Origin of the sequence: Streptomyces sp. MH60 (assembly GCF_002939385.1) — a bacterium.
Lineage (GTDB): Bacteria > Actinomycetota > Actinomycetes > Streptomycetales > Streptomycetaceae > Streptomyces.
The window spans coordinates 13,094-30,710 of record NZ_MULI01000031.1; the positions used below are offsets into that span (position 1 = coordinate 13,094).

A 17,617-nucleotide genomic window follows, 5' to 3' on the forward strand; every position below is an offset into this window, starting at 1 on the left:
CAGGCGTCACAACAACGGTCGCTCGTCGGTCATCCAGTAGTCCCGACGCCTGCCGGGAGCGCGTACCACGACGACACCGGAGCCATGCCGTGACCGAGCGGATCAAGCTGCCCACCCTGTCGACCGAGAAGGATTTCGACGGGGAGGAGTTCTCGCCCATCTACACCACCACGGTGACCGTCCACGGTGGTGCGGCCTCGCACGGGCGGGCCTCCGGCCACGCACGCTCGGCCGACGGGGCCTTGGACCTCGACCTGCGGGTGCCGGCCGAGCTGGGCGGTGACGGCCGGGGAACCAACCCCGAACAGCTCTTCGCGGCCGGTTTCGCCGCCTGCTTCCACGGCGCGCTCAGCCTGCTGGCCCGGCAGGAGGCGCTGGACCCCGCGGCGATCTCCGTCGCGGCGACCGTCGCCTTCGGCCGGGCCCCGGAGGACGGCGGCTACCTGCTGCGCGTCGATCTGGTGGTGCGGTGGCCCGGTGTCGATCCCGCGACGGCCGACGAGCTGATCGGGAAGGCCGACGCGTTGTGCCCCTACGCGCGCATGGCGTGGAGAGGAACGCCCACCACCATCACACTCGCCCCCTGACCGGGCACGTTCGGTGGCGACGGCCGGTCAGGAGGGGAACCACAGATCCGCGTCGGCCGCTTCCTCCTTGCGGACGGTGAAGAAGGAGATCTCCTTCTTGTGCGGCCCGCTCTGCGGGGGCAGTGCCTCGACCACCGGATGATCGCCGACCGCGTCACACCGTGCCCGCGGCGGTGAGGCCGCCTCGTCGAAGTACTCCGCGTTGACGGCCAGGTAGTGCGCCCAGTGCCGCGGCAGATCGTCCTCGTGGAAGATCGCCTCCACGGGGCAGACGGGTTCGCACGCATGGCAGTCGACGCACTCCGCCGGGTTGATGTAGAGCGTGCGCGCGCCCTCGTAGATGCAGTCCACGGGGCATTCGGTGACACACGCCCGGTCCTTGATGTCGACGCAGGGCTGTGCGATGACGTACGTCATCCGTCTTCTCCACTTCGGCCGTCGGACATCTCCCGGCGCCTTGTCGCACGGTCGCCGGGTTCGTCCAGATGACCGGGGACCCCGGCACGTTGTGACACGCGTGCGCCGCCGATGTCACAGACCGCCGCCCGACGTGGTCCTAGTCAGTGACCACCCAGAGCGACGGGAGCAAGCGTGCCTCTCACCGAACAACGTCTTTCCACCACGGTGCTGGTGATCGGTACCGGCGGGTCCGGCCTGCGGGCGGCGATCGAACTGGCCGAGGCCGGCGTCGACGTCATCGCCGTCGGCAAACGTCCCAAGGAGGACACCCACACGTCCCTGGCGGCCGGCGGCATCAACGCGGCCCTGGCCACGATGGACCCCGAGGACTCCTGGCAGCAGCACGCCGCGGACACTCTCAAGGAGAGCTATCTGCTCGGCGACCCCCGTACGGCGGAGATCGTCACCCAGGGCGCGGCCCTGGGCATCGACGACCTGGAGCGGTACGGCATGGCCTTCGCCCGCGAGGGGGACGGCCGCATCTCGCAGCGCTTCTTCGGCGCCCACACATTCCGCCGTACCGCCTTCGCGGGCGACTACACCGGCCTGGAGATCCAGCGCACCCTGATCCGGCGCGCGGTCCAGTTGGACATCCCGGTACTCGACAGCGTCTACATCACGCGTCTGCTGGTCCACGACGGTGCCGTCTTCGGGGCCTACGGCTTCGACCTGACCAACGGCACCCGCCACCTGGTCCACGCGGATGCCGTGATCCTCGCGGCCGGCGGGCACACGCGCATCTGGCGCCGCACCTCGTCGCGCCGGGACGAGAACACCGGCGACTCCTTCCGCCTGGCCGTCGAAGCCGGGGCCCGCCTGCGCGACCCCGAGCTGGTGCAGTTCCACCCGTCCGGCATCATCGAACCGGAGAACGCCGCGGGCACCCTGGTCAGCGAGGCCGCCCGCGGTGAGGGCGGCATCCTGCGCAACGCCCTCGGCGAGCGGTACATGAACCGCTACGACCCCGAGCGCATGGAACTGTCCACGCGCGACCGCGTCGCCCTCGCCTCGTACACCGAGATCAAGGAAGGCCGGGGCACCGCGAACGGCGGGGTCTGGCTCGACGTCTCCCATCTGCCCCGCCAGACGATCATGAACCGGCTGCCCCGGGTCTACCAGACGCTCCTCGACCTGCAGATGCTCGACATCACCCGTGAACCAATCGAGGTGGCTCCGACGGCCCACTACTCGATGGGCGGCGTCTGGGTCCGTCCCGAGGACCACAGCACCGACGTCCGCGGTCTGTACGCCATCGGCGAGGCGGCCAGCGGTCTGCACGGCGCCAACCGCCTCGGCGGCAACAGCCTGATCGAACTCCTCGTCTACGGCCGTATCACCGGCCAGGCCGCGGCGGCCTACTCGGAATCCCTCACCGCGCAGCCCCGGTCCGCGACCGCGGTGGCCGAGGCGCGCGCCGAGGTCGACGAGCTGCTCGCCGCGGACGGGCCCGAGAACGTCCGGGCGCTCCAGCGCGCGGTCCGCAACACCATGACCGAGCACGCCGGTGTCGTCCGGGACGAACAGGGTCTGCGCACCGGTCTGGCGGAGCTGGACGCCATCGAGAAACGCATGCAGAACGTCGGCGTCCATCCCGACATCGCCGGTTTCCAGGACCTCGCCCACGCCTTCGACCTCAAGTCGGCCGCCCTGGCGGCCCGCGCCACCCTCGAAGCGGCACTGGAACGCCGGGAGACCCGTGGTTGTCACAACCGCAGCGACTTCCCCGACATGGACCCCGCCTTCCGCGTCAACCTGGTCTGGTCTCCGACGACCGGAATCACCCACGAGCACATTTCCGACGTCCCGGATGAGATCGCTTCCCTCATGGCGGACGTGTCCACCGAGGGAAAGCTCGTCGAGTAACAGGCTTCCGACCACCGGAAAAGCCATAACGCCTGAACTTCAGAAGCGCCAGAAACGCCAGAACACCGAAGAGGCAGTTCACCTTGTCACAGAGCAAGTGGGCATTCGGTCTTGTCTGGTGCAGGCGACAACGCACATCCCGAAAGGACATTCCCATGAAGGTCGTAGTCATCGGCGGTACCGGACTGATCGGTTCCAAGCTGGTCGCCAAGCTCAACGAGCACGGCCACGAGGCGGTGCCGGCCGCTCCCAACACCGGGGTCAACACGCTCACGGGCGAGGGCCTGGCCGAGGTCCTGACCGGCGCCTCCGTCGTGATCGACGTCTCCAACTCGCCCTCCTTCGCGGACGACGCCGTCATGGAGTTCTTCCGCACCTCCACCACCAACCTCCTCAAGGCGGAGGCGAACGCCGGTGTGACCCACCACGTGGCGCTCTCCGTGGTCGGCACGGAGCGGCTCCAGGACAGCGGCTACTTCCGCGCCAAGCAGGCGCAGGAGGGTCTGATCAAGGACTCGGGCATCCCGTACTCGATCGTGCACGCCACGCAGTTCTTCGAGTTCATGAAGGGCATCGCCGAGGCGGCGACCGACGGTGACACCGTCCGGCTGGCCCCGGCCAAGATCCGGCCCATCTTCTCGGACGACGTGGCCGCCGCCGTCGGCCGTACCGCGGTCGGCACCCCCGTGGGCGGGGTGGTGGAGGTCGCCGGCCCCGAGGAGTTCCAGCTCGACGAGCTGATCCGCAAGGGACTGGCCGCCAAGAAGGACCCGCGCCAGGTCGTGACCGACGTGCACGCCCCGTACTTCGGCGCGGAGCTGCAGGAGACCACGCTGCTCCCCGGTCCGGACGCGCACATCGCCGAGACGCGGTTCGCCGACTGGCTCGCGCAGCAGCACTGAGTCGTCGGGTGGCGGGTCCCGTGCGAGGGGTCCGCACCCATCACAGGGGGCCTGTCGTCCGCACCGCGGCGCGGCAGGCCCCTCTCGTCACAGAAAGCCAACTCACCATCATGATCCAGCGCGACCACGCCACTTCCCCGGCCCTCGGTGTGCACCCGGCCGTGACCGGTGCCTACACCATCGACCCGGTCCACAGCACGATCGGCTTCTCCGTCCGGCACGCCATGATCACCAATGTGCGCGGCCGGTTCGACCGCTTCGAAGGCCTCCTGGTACTCGACGGCTCCGCCCCGTCCCGATCCAAGGCGTACGTGAGTGTCCAGACCGACAGCATGGACACGGGCGCGGCGGACCGCGACGCCCACCTGGCGGGGCCCGACTTCTTCGACTCCGCGACGTTTCCCCTGATGACCTTCCACTCCACCGGCATCACCCCGCTCGGCGGCGACGAGTACCGCCTCACGGGCAGCCTGCGCATCAAGGACATCGAACTGCCCCTGGACATCGACGTCGTCTTCGGCGGGGCCGGTGACGACGCCTTCGGCAACCATCGAGTCGGCTTCGCGGGCTCCGCCACCCTGCGGCGTTCGGACTGGGGGCTGGCCTGGAACACACCGCTCGACACGGGGGGTGTGCTCATCAGCGACAAGGTGACGCTGACCCTGGACATCTCGGCCATACGGACAGAGCAGGACGCGGCGGCCTGACGGGACGCCGATGCGGGTGGGCGGTGGTGGTCCCGGCTGTCGACCATCCCCGCCCACCCGCATCGGTGTCCGGCCGACGCCCGCGCGTCGTCCGGCCGCTCAGGCGGCGCTCTCCGTCGCGCGCGAAGCGCGCACCGCGCGCCGTCGCAGGGCGCGGCGCTCCCCTTCCGTGGTGCCTCCCCAGATCCCCTCGACCGGCCCGGCGTCGACGGCCCACGCCAGACACTGCCGGGTGACGGGGCAATGGCGGCAGACTGCCTTCGCCTCGTCCGTCTGTATCGCCGCCGGCCCACTGTTGAAACCGCCGATCGGGAAGAAGAGATCGGGGTCCTCGGTCAGGCAGAGGCCCCTTGCACGCCAGTCCATGAATTGTCTCCTGTGCGAGAAACGGATACCGGTTCGGGGGGTGGCTCGTCGACCGGGGGTAATGCGGGGGGAATTCGGGGTGCACACGGTCGCTTTCCATGGAAGACCGGGCTGTCGGTGCGAATGTGACATGCGCCGTGCCGCGGGTGCGCAGCGACGGGACCGGCTCCGGGAACGGCCGTGCGCCGGTCCTCAAGATCAGCGGAAAAAAGCCCGCACAAAGGTGTAACGAAACGTCGGCGCCGCCGGTCGTTCGGGGCGAAGGTGAGCACCGCGCCCTGCCGATCCCTCAGTACGCCGGGCCAGCGCTCCGGCGGTCGGACGAAGCGTCGTCCGGCCGCCTCCGCAGACACCGGCAACAGAGAAACGGAGACCCGGGATCATGCATCCAGAGGCGACCCCCGTGGAAGGCGACCTGAGCGAGGCCGTTTCCGTCTTCGTCGAACTCCGGCCCCGCCTCTTCGGCATCGCCTACCGCGTGCTGGGCAGTGCGGTGGAGGCCGAGGACGTCGTCCAGGAAGTGTGGCTGCGTTGGCAGCGGACCGACCGCACCGTGGTGATCAGCCCCGCCGCGTTCCTGTCGAGCACCACCACCCGGCTGGCCATCAACGTGGCCCAGTCCGCCCGCGTCCGCCGCGAGACCTACATCGGTCCGTGGCTGCCGGAGCCCGTCGACACCAGCAACGACCCGGAGGTCGGTGCCGAGCGGGCGGAGGCACTGGAACTCGCCCTGCTCCTGGTGCTGCAGAAGCTCCCCCCGACCGAACGCGCCGCCTACGTCCTGCGGGAGGCCTTCGACTACGCCTACCCCGACATCGCGCGCATCCTGGGTCTCAGCCCCGTCAACGTCCGCAAGATCGTGAGCCGGGCCCGCAAACACCTCACCGAGGACCAGCGGGACAGCGTCGACGCGGCCGAGCACCGGACGCTGCTCCAGACGTTCGTCGCCGCCGCCCGGCAGGGCGACGTCGCCGGACTGGAGGCGCTGCTCACCCCGAACGCGGTCAGTTTGTCCGACGGCAACGGCATCAGGGGAGCGGCTCGGGTGCCCGTTCTGGGCCGTGCCCGCGTGGCGAACCTGTCCACCGCGCATCCGCGGTTCTGGCCCACGGTCGAGGCGGAACCGGTCGAGGCCAACGGACGCGGCGGCATCCTGATCCACCGGGACGGCCGGCCCGCCACCTTCATGACGGTCGCGGCCACGTCCCGCGGCATCCACCAGGTGATGTGGGTCTTCAACCCGGCCAAGATCACCGCTTTCCTGCAGTCCCGCACCCGTCACCAGAGCGCGGCGGCCCTTTGCGTCTGAGCGGGCCACTGACGTGGTGTGTCGGGCGCGGGCCGAGGCGGGTCAGGCGCGGGGGCGGTTCCAGGAGCGCAACTTGTCCGGATTGAGGACGACCCACACCTGTACGACGCGTGAGCCGGCCAGGTCGAGGCAGACCACTGCGGCGACCTGGCCGTCGTAGCGTGCGACGAGACCCGTGCGCCCGTTGACGGGACGGGTGTGCAGAGTGGTGCGCGGGTGCCGGGCCAGCAGGGTCAGGAGACTCCGGGCGACCCGTGGGCCGCCGACGACGGGCCGTGTCAGTGTGCGGACCTTGCCTCCGCCGTCGTAGAACGCGACGGCGTCGGGGTCCAGCAGGGCGGCCAGCCGGTCCGCGTCCTCGTCGGCGCACGCCTGCCGTACGGCGTCGACCAGTTCGTCCTCGACGCGTGGTGGCGTGGGGCGTGCGGCCCTGGCCCGGAGGCTGTGCCGGGCTCTGTCCGACGGTCGGGTGTCCGGTCCCGGCCGGTCCCGGCCTGCCGGTCCCGCAGTGCTCACGGGGTCTGAGGCCGCGCTGCCGAAGGCGTCGTTGAGTACGAGAGCCGCTCGCTCGGCGGGTGTGAGCGCGTCCAACGCCCCGGCCCACAGCGCGTCGAGATCGTCCTCCGGAGCCGGGCCGGACGCTTCACGGCTCCTCACGCCCACGGGACCCTGTGGGCCCCCGTCACGATCGGAGAGGGCGAGCCGTCCCAGGGAGATGCTGCCCACGACCCGGGTCAGCCAGGCCCGCGGCGCGCCTATGCGGTCGCGCTGGTGCTCGGAGAGCGCGTACCACTCCCGGTACGCCTCGTCGGTGACGTGCTCGGCGACGATGCCACTGCCCAGCATCCAGTGCGCGACGTCCAGCAGGTGCCGCCGCTCGTCGAGCAGCTCCCCGATCGGCATGGTGTCAACCACTGGCTCCATACCGTCTCCTCCTCCTGAACGACCCGTCCTTGTGACGGCTCGTCCTCCCGCACGCGGTTCCCGCATCGCGCGCATCGCCAGGTTACCCGCGGCACCTCGACGGCCGCATCCATGTCCCTGGCCTGCGCGGAAATCTCCTTCCCCCGCAACGAGACACACCTTCACGACGTTCTCACTGTCCGACGTTGCGTCCGCATCAATACAGTGTGTTGTGGCGGCCGGGCCGGCCATGCGGTCCACCTACCCGTGGCGGCCTCTCGCACACCCGTTTTCCGCGAGGAATCAGCATGTCCACATGTTGCGCGCCATCGGCGACAAGGACTACGTCCTTCGTGGGATCACCATCCCCTCCGCCCAGGCGACGGGGTGGCCGTACCACGACGGCACTCTGTACGCCTACGTCAAGCGGGGGCCGTCGAGCCACTTCGACGCGACCTGTGCCTCCGACGGGGTGCACGAGAAGGGCACCTTCCCCTGATGCAGCCTCCCCTGACCCGGACTGCACACCGCAGTGACGCGCGGGCCTCGCCCAGGGCTGTCACAGCGCCCGGGACTGTCCGGTCAATGCGATGTCGACGGTTCACGAGCCGACGGCACGAGCTGAGGAAGGACGAGGGATGTCCCAAAGCACTGACCGGCAGACCGATCCCGCCGCCGCCACCGCGTCGCTGGCGGCGGAGGCCGCCCTGCTCGAGGGGCGGTTGAGCCTGCTCCGAGAGGCGATCGACTCGGTGGACGCACGTATCGACGCGGTCTCCGAGAGCCTACGGCGACTGCGGCGCCCGGTGACCGGGCCCACCGACGGCGAGGCTCCCGAGGGGCAGGAGAGCGGCGCCGGGCCCGGCCGCTCGCAGCGGGGCCGGGCCTGACGGAGCGGACCGGCGGGTCCGGTGGCGCGTCGCGACGGACACCGTGGTCGCCGCGCCGCCGGCCCGCCGCGCTCGCCGCCCGACGTGGGCCGTTTCCCGGCGGTGCGGGTATCCTGCCCCCGGTGCCGGGCCGAGTGACGGAGCCCGCATCGGGCGGCCCCGCCGGAACAAGGGGTGAGAACGAGAGGAACGCATGGTCTCCGTGACCCCCAAGGCTCGCAACATCGAGATCACCGCCGAGGGCCTCCAGGAGGACCTGGCCCGGCTGGAGATCCAGAAGCAGGCACTGGAGCGGGAACTGGCCGCGGTCACCGCTCATCTCGGCTCCGTGGAACGGGCCCTCAGCGCCCTGCAGGCCCTCATGCCCGAGTCCGTTCCCTCGTCCGCGGCAGCCCGTCCGGCGGACGTGGTCGCCAAGGCGCCGGCCACGACGGCACCCGTGCCCGCGGCCGTGCCGTCCGCGGACCAGGCGGAGGAGGGTGCCGATGACGGGGACCGTGCGGAGGACGGCTCCAGCACGGGTGACGCCGACGGCTCGAAGTCGTACGGCAAGCTGACCGAACAGATCCTGGCCTACTTCGCGGACGCCGGAAACACCGACGTCCGGGCCAGGGATGTGGCGTCCGCTCTTGGCCGCGACACCGACAGCGGCAGCATCAACGCCGTCCGGAGCACGCTCGACCGTCTGGTCGGTCAGTCCCGTGTCCGCCGGGTGGGCCGCGGTCTGTACCGCGCGGCCAAGCGCTGAGCCGCCCTGCCGTGTCCTCGGGGTCTACCGGGGGTTCATCGGGCGACGGCGTCCGCGTCGGAGGACTTCTCGCTTCGCCGTGGGTCACCGCTGGAGACGAAGGCCTCCCTCGGGTGCTGGACCGAGGCGAGGGAGATGACGTCGCGGCCGAAGAAGGCGGCGGTCACCCAGACGGCGAACACCCGTGCCTTGCGCTCCCAGCTCGGTACGGCCAGTACGTGGTAGCCGCGGTGCATCAGCCAGGCCGGGAATCCCTTGATGACCAGACGCCGGTACTGGAAGATGCCGCGGCCCAGCCCGAGGGTGGCCACCACGCCGAGACTGTGGTGCACATAGTCCTTGGTGGGCCGGCCGCGCAGTGACGCCAGGATGTTCTTCGCCAGCCGCTTGCCCTGACGGACGGCGTGCTGGGCGTTGGGCACCGTGCGGGCGTCCGGCCGGCCGGCGGCGAGATCGGGCACGGAGGCGTCGTCACCGGCCGCCCACACGTCCGCCACGAACTCGCTCTCCGTCCCGACGCGGAGATCCGCGCGCACCAGCAGCAGACCCCGTGCGTCGACGGGGAGGTCGGTGTGGTTGTGCACGATGGGATTGGCGGCGTTGCCGGCCGTCCACACGAGCAGCTCCGAGTCGTACTCCGTTCCGTCCGACAGCACCACGCGGCCGTCCTTCGCGGAGACCAGCTGGGTGTTCAGGTGCACCCGCGCACCACGCTTCTCCAGCGAGCGCACCACCCACTCCCCCGGCCGGTCGGTGACCTCGGGCAGGATGCGCCCCCGTGCCTCGACCAGGTGGAAGGCGAGTTCCTCCGCCCCGATCTCGGGATAGTGCTTGAGCAACGCGGATGCCAGGCTCAGCAGTTCACCGAAACCCTCGACCCCGGAGAACCCGCCACCGACGACGGTGGCGGTGAGCAGCCGACGGCGTTCGGGCCCGTGGGGCAGGGTCGCCGCGCGGTCGAAGGAGGTGAGCAGCCGGTCGCGGATCGCCACGGCCTCCTCGACGTGCTTGAGCCCGAACGCCTGGTCGCTCAGGCCCGGGATCGGGAAGGTGCGGGTGACGGCTCCCGCGGTCATCACCAGCATGTCGTAGTGAAGGTCGAACTCCGGCCCGGACGGCGGCCGGACCGTCGCCGTGTGCGCGCTGTTGCGGATCTCGGTGACCGAGCCCGCGATCAGGCGGGTGCGGTGCAGGTGCCGTCGGAGCGAGACCGCGGCATGACGGGCCTCCACCGAACCGGCGACCACCTCGGGCAGGAACGGCTGGTACGTCATGTAGGGGCGCGGGTCGACGACGGTGACCCGCGCCTCGTCCCGCCGCAGCTTCTTCTCCAGGCCCCACGCGGTGTAGAAGCCCGCGTAACCGCCGCCCACGATCAGGATCTCACGCACGGTGTCCTCTGTTTCTCTTGGTTTCACCCTTCAAGACCGGCCGGCACCGCCCCGTGTGACAGCACCGGGCCCGGTGCCGGCGTTCCCGTCCGCCCCTCAGGCGGCGGCGTGCGCGCTCCAGTGCTTCTCCAGGATCTCCGCGACCTCCGCCGGGCGTTGGAGCACCGTCCAGTGGTTGCAGTCCATCTCGACCACCTCACTGGAGTGCAGGGAGTCACCCAGCCGGCGCCCGAACTCGATCTGGCAGGCGGGGTCCCGCGCTCCCCAGAAGACGACGCACGGCGCGGACACCGCGGACAGTTCCGGTTGCCACTCCGCTCCCATGGTGAGCGCCGACCTGTACAGCCTGAGCACCGCGTCCTTCATCGGCTCGTCCACGCGGCTCGCCATCTCCCTGGCCAGGTGGAGGGGTACGTCGAAGCCTGCCGCCACCTCCTCCGCGAAGGGCTCCGCGCGCAGTTCGGCCATGTAGCGGTCGCCCTGGACCCGGTCCTGCCAGATCCTGGCCAGCGGATGCCAGACGTACCCGGCGTCGACCGGCCCGTTGCCTCCGGCCCAGGTGCGGACGAGGTCAGGGCGCAGGGAGGCGACGCGGAGGGTGAGAATGCAACCCCAGTCGTGCCCGACCAGGTCCACCGGTTCACCGACCCGCTCCAGTCGCCGGACGAGCCAGTCCACGTACTCCTCCTTGGTGGAACCGAAGCCGGCGGGGCGCTCGGCGCCGAAGCCGGGCAGGTCCCACGCTTCGGTGTCGGACCTGGTCAGATGACGGCGCACACCGTCCCACACATGGTGGGTGTCGGGAACGCCGTGGATCAGGATCGCGGGCATGGTGGACCCTTTCGTCGGTGGACGAGGTCGCGTGCGGTCGGCGACACCTCACAGTGTCACACGGTTGTATCCTCCCTTCGTCTCCGCTCCCCTCTCCGTCTCCGTCGCGGCCTCCAGTTGTCACATGATCCGCGCTTGTGCGGTCTGCACTGCCGAGGGCACGGCCAGCCGACCGCGGTGGTGGCGATGCGGTGCCGGTAGAGGGAGGACACCTCATGGGTGGGACCGGTGACACGACACCGCTCGCGGAGCTGCTGGACGAGCGACAGCATCTGATCGACGTCGCTCGCTGGATGCTGGGCGCCGGGCCGACGGCCGAAGAAGCCGTCACCGAGGCCTACCGCCGGTGGTACGGCCTGACCGACGACGAGCGGACGGGCATCAGCGATCCGTGTGTCTGGCTGACCAAGAGCACGGGCGCCATCTGTCTGGCGCGCCTGTCCGCACCCGCACGCCAACTGCCGGGCCCTGGGGAGGTGGACGCCGGCCCCGGCATCGAGCCCGACCAGGCCCTGTCGGAGGAGATCAGCGACGTCCTCCTCAACGCCCTGGACACTCTCTCCCCGTCCGAACGGGCGGTTTTCGTGCTCAACGACGTCTTCGCCATGCCCCCTCGGACGGTCGCCGACATCGTCGGACGGACCCCGCACGAGTGCGCCGAGCTGGCTGAGAGCGCCCGCCGCAGCCTGCGTGCCGACCGCGCGCATCCCACCCCGTCGCACCAGCACGACGGGATCGTCCGCGCCGTCCGGCAGGCCTGCGTACTCAACGACGCGAGGCATCTGGTGTCCCTGCTGTCTCGGCACGCCATCGCGTTCTTCGACGGCGGAGGCAAGATCCGTGCGCTGACCAGGCCGGTGCACGGCGACCAGCACGTCGCCCGGGCCCTCCTCACACTCCTCGCCCCCCGCCCCCGCACCGTCCTCCACCTCCAGGCGGCCAACGGTCGCACCGCGATCGTCGTGCGCCACCACGACCGGGTCGCCGCCGTCATCAGCTTCGACGTCACCGACCAGCGCGTCACACACGTCTGGGCCGTCCTGAACCCTGACAAGCTGCGCGGGTGGAACCGCCCCCACCCGCCCGCCGACGGACACGGAACGGTTCAGCACGTCTGAGGAGACTGCCGGAAGGTGCCGGAAGGTACCACCGGCCGGGGACTCGGTGCGCAGGGTGCGCTCACCCGTTGCGCTTTCCACGTGTCAGTGGCAACAATTGCAGGTGGGCTTCCACCGTATCGCCACCACATCTTCATCACGGTGACAGTGGGAGCCGTCCGACGACGACGACGACGACGTTCCAGCACTCCTTGAAGGAAGACATGGTTCCGGCATCTCGCTCGACACGCGACATCGAAGTCACGGCTGAGAGCCTCCAGGCCGATCTCAGCCGCCTGGAACTGCAGAGGCGGGCGCTGGAGAGGGAGCTTGCTGCGGTCGTCGCTCATCTCGACACCGTTCAGCGGGCACTGGGGGCTCTGGAAGTCGTGATGGCATCCCCCGCGGCGGGAACGGCCTCCGGGGCCGCGCCGGAGACCGCCGGCGACGCCGCGCGGCGCCGTGTCACAGGTCCGGTGCGGGCCGCGGCCCGGCCGAGAGCCGGCACGGAGCGCACGTACGGCAGGCTGACCGAACAGATCATGGAGTACTTCGCGCAGGTCGGCGACACCGACGTGCGCGCCCGGGACGTGGCGGTGGCATTGGGCCGGGCCACCGACAGCGGGAGCATCAACGCCGTTCGCAGCACGCTCGACCGCCTCGTCGGCACTTCGCGTGTCCGGCGCAGCGGTCGAGGCCTCTACCGCGCCGGATGATCCCGGGCAGTCCCCTCCGGCCCACGAGAGCGGCCCCGGACGCCGACTCGCGGGGGATCGGTGGCGTCCGGGGCACAGTGCCCCCGCCAGGCTCTAGGTGGCAGGGGAGCGTTCTCGGCGCCGTGTGTGGGGTGTCCAACCCAACGCCGTGAACACTGTGAAGAGTGTATCGCACCTTCACACGCTCCAAAGACAACGTCGTGATCCATAGGGGCGTGGGCGTCTCCTCCGCCGGTCTCAGCGGTCGCCTCAATGCCGACGCTTCGAGGAGGAGCGGCAGTCTGCGCACCGCGCCGACGACCATGACCCGCTCCCGCGCATCGAGCACGGACAGCAGCTCACGCTCCGAGTGAACCGGTCGGGTACGGCGGGGCCGAGCCGCTCAGCCCGCCGCCACCAGGACCAGGAGGACGAGCAGAACGATCACGGTCGCCGCGAGCACGGCCAGCGCCACGCGGTACGTCCGACGCAGCCGGGCGTAGCGTCTGGTGTGACGCGCTTCCACCAGCGTGATCTGATCGGTGAGGTGCCGGGCGATGGCGCGTGAGACGCCGATCTGCTCCTCGACGTACCACCACTCCAGGTCGGTCTTCTGTCCTTCGCTCAGTCCGGGCACGTGTGCGGCGAACTCCGCCGCGCGGCGGTGAGCGGCCCGGCGGTGGGAGTCCCAGTACAGGTAGTCCTGTATGACCGTCAGGCCGCGCTCGGCCTCGTCCTTCGCATCCATGGTGTGCTCCAGCCATAGGTGTCCCGCGTCATGCCCACGACGCCGCGGCCACCGCCTCGCGAGACGCCACCGGGGCGGCGCCCGGGCGTGCGGCAGATCGTGTCACACCATCATATCTCTCGCTCGCGAGGGGACGGCGAGCCAGCCGCCCGACCAGGAGGGGATGCATAACAGTGTCATCACTCGTTGTGTTCTCTCTTGTGATGTTGCTGCCCCGCACGGATCATGGGACGACGTGAAGCACACGCATCGGCCGGGGATTCTCCCGCGCACACCCGAAGATCCCTCCTCGCCCCTGTCCCCCGGCACGCACACGATCACCGTTCCGCACGGTCCCGCCCGCGTCGCACTGCGCTACCACGTCGCCGGCTCGGGCCCCGTGTGTCTCGCTCACTCGGGCGGGCCGGGCATCGGCTGGGAATACCTGCGCATGCCCGGTCTCGAGGACTCCTTGACCATGGTCTACATCGAACCGGTCGGCACCGGCGACTCCGGTCGGCTCCCGGATCCGCGCGACTACACCGTGGCCACGTACGCGCGCTTCCTGGACGCCGTGGTCCAACACCTGGACGTGCCACGGTTCGCCCTGCTCGGTCACTCCCACGGTGGTTTCGTGGCCCAGCGGTACGCCCTCGACCATCCCGCACGGCTCACTGCCCTCGTTCTCTACGACACCTCACCGGTCGCGGACGAGGAGTTCTGGTCGGCCGCAGTCACCGCCATGGAACGGTTCGTGAAGGATCACGTCGAGGACCGTCCGGAGGTCGCGGGTTACGCCGCGGCCCTCACGTCCCGTCTCGGCCTGCTGGACGACGACGGCGCCACCGCCGTCCTGCGCACACTGATGCCGGCCTATCTCTTCGACTACTGGGGCAGACAGGCGGAGTTCGCGCCCGCTCGTCGGACGCTGCGCATGTACGCGGCACCCTCCCTGGGGGAGGAATCTCCCTTCGACGTCCGGGACGAACTGCCCGTCCTCACCCCACCGGCCCTGGTCCTGGCGGGCCGTCACGACTTCATCTGCGGACCACGATGGGCCGCCCTGCTGCACGAACGCCTGGACACGGCCGAGTTGACGGTCCTTGAGGAGGCCGGGCACCTCGCGCACCTCGAACAGCCCGCACGGTTCGACGCTTCCGTCCTGGCGTTCCTCCGTGCGCACCAAGTCGGTTCCTGACCCCGGTGCCGTCGCCCGCGTGCGGAAGCGGGAGGGGAGTCCGGCTCACGGGCGCAGGCGTTCAGACGCTCGACGCGGTCGCGGTGAGTCCGGCGAGGGCGGGCTTCAGCTCCGTGCGCCGCTTGATGCCGAGCTTCACGAAGACCTTGCGCAGGTGGTACTCGACGGTGTGCGCGCTGATGAACAGGCGGGCGCCGATCTCCCGGTTCGTCAGTCCCTCGCGGGCCAGGCGCGCCACGTTCAGCTCCTGTTCGGTGAGCCGCGCCGCCGACCCCCGTGCGTGGACCCGCAAGGTCTCACCGCTCGCGCGCAGTTCGTCCGCGGCGCGCTGGGCGAATCCATTCACTCCGCAGGCTGTCAGCACCCGGTGCGCCGTGCGCAGCTGTTCACGCGCTTCGGCGGACCGCCCCTGTCGGTTGAGTGCCTCGCCGTACAGCAGGCGGCAACGCCCCACCCAGATCGGGATCCGCTCGTGCTCGAAGCGCTTGATCGCGTCCAGGAAGAGCTTCTCGGCCTCGTCCCCCGCCCGCAGTTGCGCCTCGGCCATCTCCAGCACGGCCAGCGCGTAACTGGTGCCCACCGGCCGCGTGACGCCGGCCAACTGCTCGAGTGCCTGCTCGGCGAGCACGCGCTCACCGGTGTGCGTGGCCGCTTCCACCAGTTCGACCAGCGTGCGCATCGCGAGGTTCAGTTCGTGGGTGTACGGCAGCTCGTGCCGGCCGCGGGCCACCGCCTCGGCGAAGCGGCCCAGGCCGTTGTAGAGGACCGCCTCGGAGAAGTTGGCCGCGCTCAGCGCCTGCCCCTCGCCGCGGGCGCGACCGTCGGCCCGGACCCGCTCGGCCAGGCGCTCCGCCTCGTCGGCCTGCCCCCGGTACGCGGTGAGGAGGAGCCGTCCGTACGGCGGCAGCGGGTTGCCGGTGACCTCCTTGATGGCGTCGATCTCGTCGCAGGAGGCTTCCGCAGCGTCCAGGTCGCCGTCGATGGTCTGCACGAGTATCAGCAGGCTCAGGGCGATCGGCAGTACGGTGACGACGCCTTCGGCACGAGCGAGTTCGACCTGCCGGTCGGCGAGCGCACGCAGCCCGGCGGGGTCCCACAGGTCCTGGGCGGCGCGGGAGGCGAACCACATCCAGTGCAGTTCCAGGAAGTCCGGCGCCTGCTCGAGGAACGCACGCTGCGCCCGTCGCAGGATGGGGAGCGCCGCCGCCTGCCCCTCGGTGGCGAGCAGCGCCTGTCCGCGCAGGATCAGGTCCCGTGCCCGGTCGGTCTCGTCGGCGGCGGGCGTGGCGCCGAGAATCGCGTGCGCGACGGCGGCCACCTGCTCGGCGTCGCCGAGCCTGCCGCCGTAGGTCGCCGCCGCGAGCGCTTCGATGTAGGTGTCGCGGGCCAGGACCGGGTCGAGCCCTTCGAGTCCCCGTGCCGCGTCGAGCAGGTGCTGCGCCCCGCTGCGGTCACGCCGCAGCGCGTATCCTGCCCGCGCGCGCAGCCGCACCACGAGCGCCTCCTGGAGCGCGGTGAGGGGCAGGGCGCGGGCGGACTCGAGCAGGCGCAGGGCCGCGTCCGACGCGCCCGCGTCGTGCTTGGCCTCGGCGGCCGCGATCAGCCTCTGCCCGCGGCGGAACGGCGAGGGCGTGAGCTCCGCCGCCCGCTCCAGAAACGCGCCGGCGGCCGCCGCGCCGCCGCGGGTTCGCGCACGCACGGCGGACTTCTCCAGATCGGCGGCGACCTCCTCGTCCGGTTGCAGGGTCGCGCTGGCCCGGTGCCAGGCCCTGCGGTCCGGGTCGTGCTCGGCGCCGGTGACGTCCGCCAGAGCGGCGTGGACGCGACGCCGGTCCGCCGGTGACGCCACCCGGTACACGGCCGAGCGCACCAGCGGATGGCGGAAGCCGACCCGGGTGCCGACGACGAACGCATCGGCGTCCTTGGCCGCGTCGAAGGCTTCCGGCCCCAGTCCCAGTACCGCGCTGGCACGCCACAGCAGCCCCGGGTCACCGGTGGGCTCGGCGGCCGCCAGCAGCAGCAGGAGGCGCGCCGGTGCGGGCAGCGGGGCGAGCTGGACGACCAGGCTCTGCTCGATGCGGCTTTCCAGCGGCAGGGAACCGGTCAGGGTGAAACCGCCGGCGATCTGGGCCGGGCTCAGGGCCCGGGGCAGTTCACGCAGGGCGAGGGGATTGCCGCGGGCCTCCGCGATCAACTGGTCGCGTACCCGCAGGTCGAGACCACCGGGCACGGCCAGACGCAGCAGTTCGCACGCGTCCTCGTGACCGAGCCCTTCGACGACCAGGTGAGGCAGGCCCGCGAACACCGGGTCGGGCTGCCGCATGGCGAGCACCAGGGCGATGCCCTCGGCGTCCAGACGCCGGGCGGCGAAGGCGAGGGCGCGCGCGGACGCCTGGTCGAGCCACTGTGCGTCGTCGACGACGCACAGCAGTGCCTGCTCCTCGGCGGCCTCGGTGAGCAGCCCCAGCAGGGCCAGCCCCACGAGGAACGGGCTCGGCGCGGCCGCGCTGCGCAGCCCGAAAGCCACCTCGATCGCCTCCTGCTGCGGAGTCGGCAGCCGGGCGGCCGCGCCCATCATGTGCCCGCAGAGCTGCTGAAGGCCGGCGTAGGCGAGTTCCATCTCGGACTGGGAGGCCACGATGCACTCGGTGCGGACGCGTGCCGCGGCCCGTGCCGTGAGGTGGTCCAGGAGCGCCGTCTTGCCGACACCCGCCTCACCGGAGACGACCAGCGCCCCACTGCGGCCCCCGCGGGCACGGCTCACCAGCGCTTCCAGTTCCGCCAACTCGCCGCGACGCCCCCGCAACGGCGCGATGTCAGGCACTATGTCCGCCTTCGCCGGGAAGTACCGCTCCGCCATGTCCTTGTCCCCGCATCCTATCGGAGCGTCCACCTGAACCGTCCAGCGTCGCGGTGCCGTGCGCGGTGAGCATCGACCGCCTGT

16 protein-coding genes and 2 pseudogenes are annotated in these 17,617 nt (G+C 70.9%); 11 read left to right on the forward strand and 7 right to left on the reverse strand.

Annotated features, from left to right (window positions below):
- Positions 1–89 precede the first annotated feature (89 nt).
- Entirely contained in the window at positions 90–587 is a 498-nt protein-coding gene (locus tag BZZ08_RS20080; protein ID WP_104633642.1) for an Ohr family peroxiredoxin, read from the forward strand.
- A 105-nt stretch (positions 588–692) separates the two neighbouring features.
- Here the strand turns inward: BZZ08_RS20080 and fdxA are convergent.
- Positions 693–1,004: pseudogene (gene fdxA, locus BZZ08_RS20085) on the reverse strand (ferredoxin); the annotation flags it as partial.
- A gap of 174 nt (positions 1,005–1,178) precedes the next feature.
- Here fdxA and BZZ08_RS20090 point away from each other — a divergent pair.
- The 3 genes from BZZ08_RS20090 to BZZ08_RS20100 all read left to right on the forward strand — a co-directional run bounded on the left by BZZ08_RS20090 (position 1,179) and on the right by BZZ08_RS20100 (position 4,518).
- Positions 1,179–2,909, forward strand: coding sequence for an L-aspartate oxidase (locus BZZ08_RS20090; RefSeq protein WP_104633644.1), 1,731 nt, complete (start codon positions 1,179–1,181; stop codon positions 2,907–2,909).
- A 155-nt stretch (positions 2,910–3,064) separates the two neighbouring features.
- Entirely contained in the window at positions 3,065–3,811 is a 747-nt protein-coding gene (locus tag BZZ08_RS20095; RefSeq protein ID WP_104633645.1) for an SDR family oxidoreductase, read from the forward strand.
- 110 nt (positions 3,812–3,921) lie between these two features.
- Positions 3,922–4,518, forward strand: coding sequence for a YceI family protein (locus tag BZZ08_RS20100; RefSeq protein ID WP_104633646.1), 597 nt, complete (start codon positions 3,922–3,924; stop codon positions 4,516–4,518).
- 99 nt (positions 4,519–4,617) lie between these two features.
- Here the strand turns inward: BZZ08_RS20100 and BZZ08_RS20105 are convergent, their stop codons facing one another.
- Positions 4,618–4,884: a WhiB family transcriptional regulator gene (locus tag BZZ08_RS20105; RefSeq protein WP_104633647.1), complete on the reverse strand. Its 267-nt coding sequence runs from the start codon at positions 4,882–4,884 to the stop codon at positions 4,618–4,620.
- Positions 4,885–5,266: 382 nt separating this feature from the next.
- On the opposite strand from BZZ08_RS20105, the gene BZZ08_RS20110 reads away from it, so the two are divergent.
- A complete protein-coding gene (locus tag BZZ08_RS20110; RefSeq protein ID WP_241965518.1) occupies positions 5,267–6,193 on the forward strand; it encodes an RNA polymerase sigma-70 factor in 927 nt (308 codons plus the stop codon).
- A gap of 42 nt (positions 6,194–6,235) precedes the next feature.
- Here the strand turns inward: BZZ08_RS20110 and BZZ08_RS20115 are convergent, their stop codons facing one another.
- Positions 6,236–7,117: an RNA polymerase subunit sigma gene (locus tag BZZ08_RS20115; protein WP_104633649.1), complete on the reverse strand. Its 882-nt coding sequence runs from the start codon at positions 7,115–7,117 to the stop codon at positions 6,236–6,238.
- Between the two features lie 295 nt (positions 7,118–7,412).
- On the opposite strand from BZZ08_RS20115, the pseudogene BZZ08_RS20120 reads away from it, so the two are divergent.
- The 3 genes and pseudogenes from BZZ08_RS20120 to BZZ08_RS20130 form a co-directional block, all read left to right on the forward strand.
- A pseudogene (locus tag BZZ08_RS20120) lies at positions 7,413–7,589 on the forward strand (cupin domain-containing protein); the annotation flags it as partial.
- A gap of 145 nt (positions 7,590–7,734) precedes the next feature.
- Positions 7,735–7,986 carry a hypothetical protein gene (locus tag BZZ08_RS20125; RefSeq protein WP_241965519.1) on the forward strand — a complete coding sequence of 84 codons (252 nt, stop codon included), beginning with the start codon at positions 7,735–7,737 and terminating at the stop codon, positions 7,984–7,986.
- Between the two features lie 193 nt (positions 7,987–8,179).
- Entirely contained in the window at positions 8,180–8,734 is a 555-nt protein-coding gene (locus BZZ08_RS20130; RefSeq protein WP_104633651.1) for a hypothetical protein, read from the forward strand.
- A 35-nt stretch (positions 8,735–8,769) separates the two neighbouring features.
- Here the strand turns inward: BZZ08_RS20130 and BZZ08_RS20135 are convergent, their stop codons facing one another.
- Together BZZ08_RS20135 and BZZ08_RS20140 are read right to left on the reverse strand one after the other, a co-directional pair.
- Entirely contained in the window at positions 8,770–10,125 is a 1,356-nt protein-coding gene (locus BZZ08_RS20135) for an NAD(P)/FAD-dependent oxidoreductase (RefSeq protein WP_104633652.1), read from the reverse strand.
- A 96-nt stretch (positions 10,126–10,221) separates the two neighbouring features.
- Positions 10,222–10,956 carry an alpha/beta fold hydrolase gene (locus BZZ08_RS20140; protein ID WP_104633653.1) on the reverse strand — a complete coding sequence of 245 codons (735 nt, stop codon included), beginning with the start codon at positions 10,954–10,956 and terminating at the stop codon, positions 10,222–10,224.
- A 215-nt stretch (positions 10,957–11,171) separates the two neighbouring features.
- Here BZZ08_RS20140 and BZZ08_RS20145 point away from each other — a divergent pair, with 215 nt between their 5' ends.
- A complete protein-coding gene (locus BZZ08_RS20145) occupies positions 11,172–12,074 on the forward strand; it encodes an RNA polymerase subunit sigma (protein WP_104633654.1) in 903 nt (300 codons plus the stop codon).
- 203 nt (positions 12,075–12,277) lie between these two features.
- Entirely contained in the window at positions 12,278–12,769 is a 492-nt protein-coding gene (locus tag BZZ08_RS20150) for a hypothetical protein (protein WP_104633655.1), read from the forward strand.
- Positions 12,770–13,151: 382 nt separating this feature from the next.
- On the opposite strand, the gene BZZ08_RS20160 is transcribed toward BZZ08_RS20150, so the two are convergent.
- On the reverse strand, positions 13,152–13,496 hold the full coding sequence (locus BZZ08_RS20160; protein WP_104633656.1) for a hypothetical protein: 345 nt from the start codon (positions 13,494–13,496) through the stop codon (positions 13,152–13,154).
- 235 nt (positions 13,497–13,731) lie between these two features.
- Here BZZ08_RS20160 and BZZ08_RS20165 point away from each other — a divergent pair, with 235 nt between their 5' ends.
- Positions 13,732–14,673, forward strand: a complete 942-nt coding sequence (locus BZZ08_RS20165; RefSeq protein ID WP_104633657.1) for an alpha/beta fold hydrolase — start codon at positions 13,732–13,734, stop codon at positions 14,671–14,673.
- A gap of 61 nt (positions 14,674–14,734) precedes the next feature.
- Here BZZ08_RS20165 and BZZ08_RS20170 read toward each other — a convergent pair whose 3' ends face one another.
- The gene (locus tag BZZ08_RS20170; RefSeq protein WP_241965520.1) at positions 14,735–17,566 is read right to left on the reverse strand and encodes an AAA family ATPase; all 2,832 of its coding nucleotides are present in this window, start codon (positions 17,564–17,566) and stop codon (positions 14,735–14,737) included.
- Between the last annotated feature and the right edge of the window lie 51 nt (positions 17,567–17,617).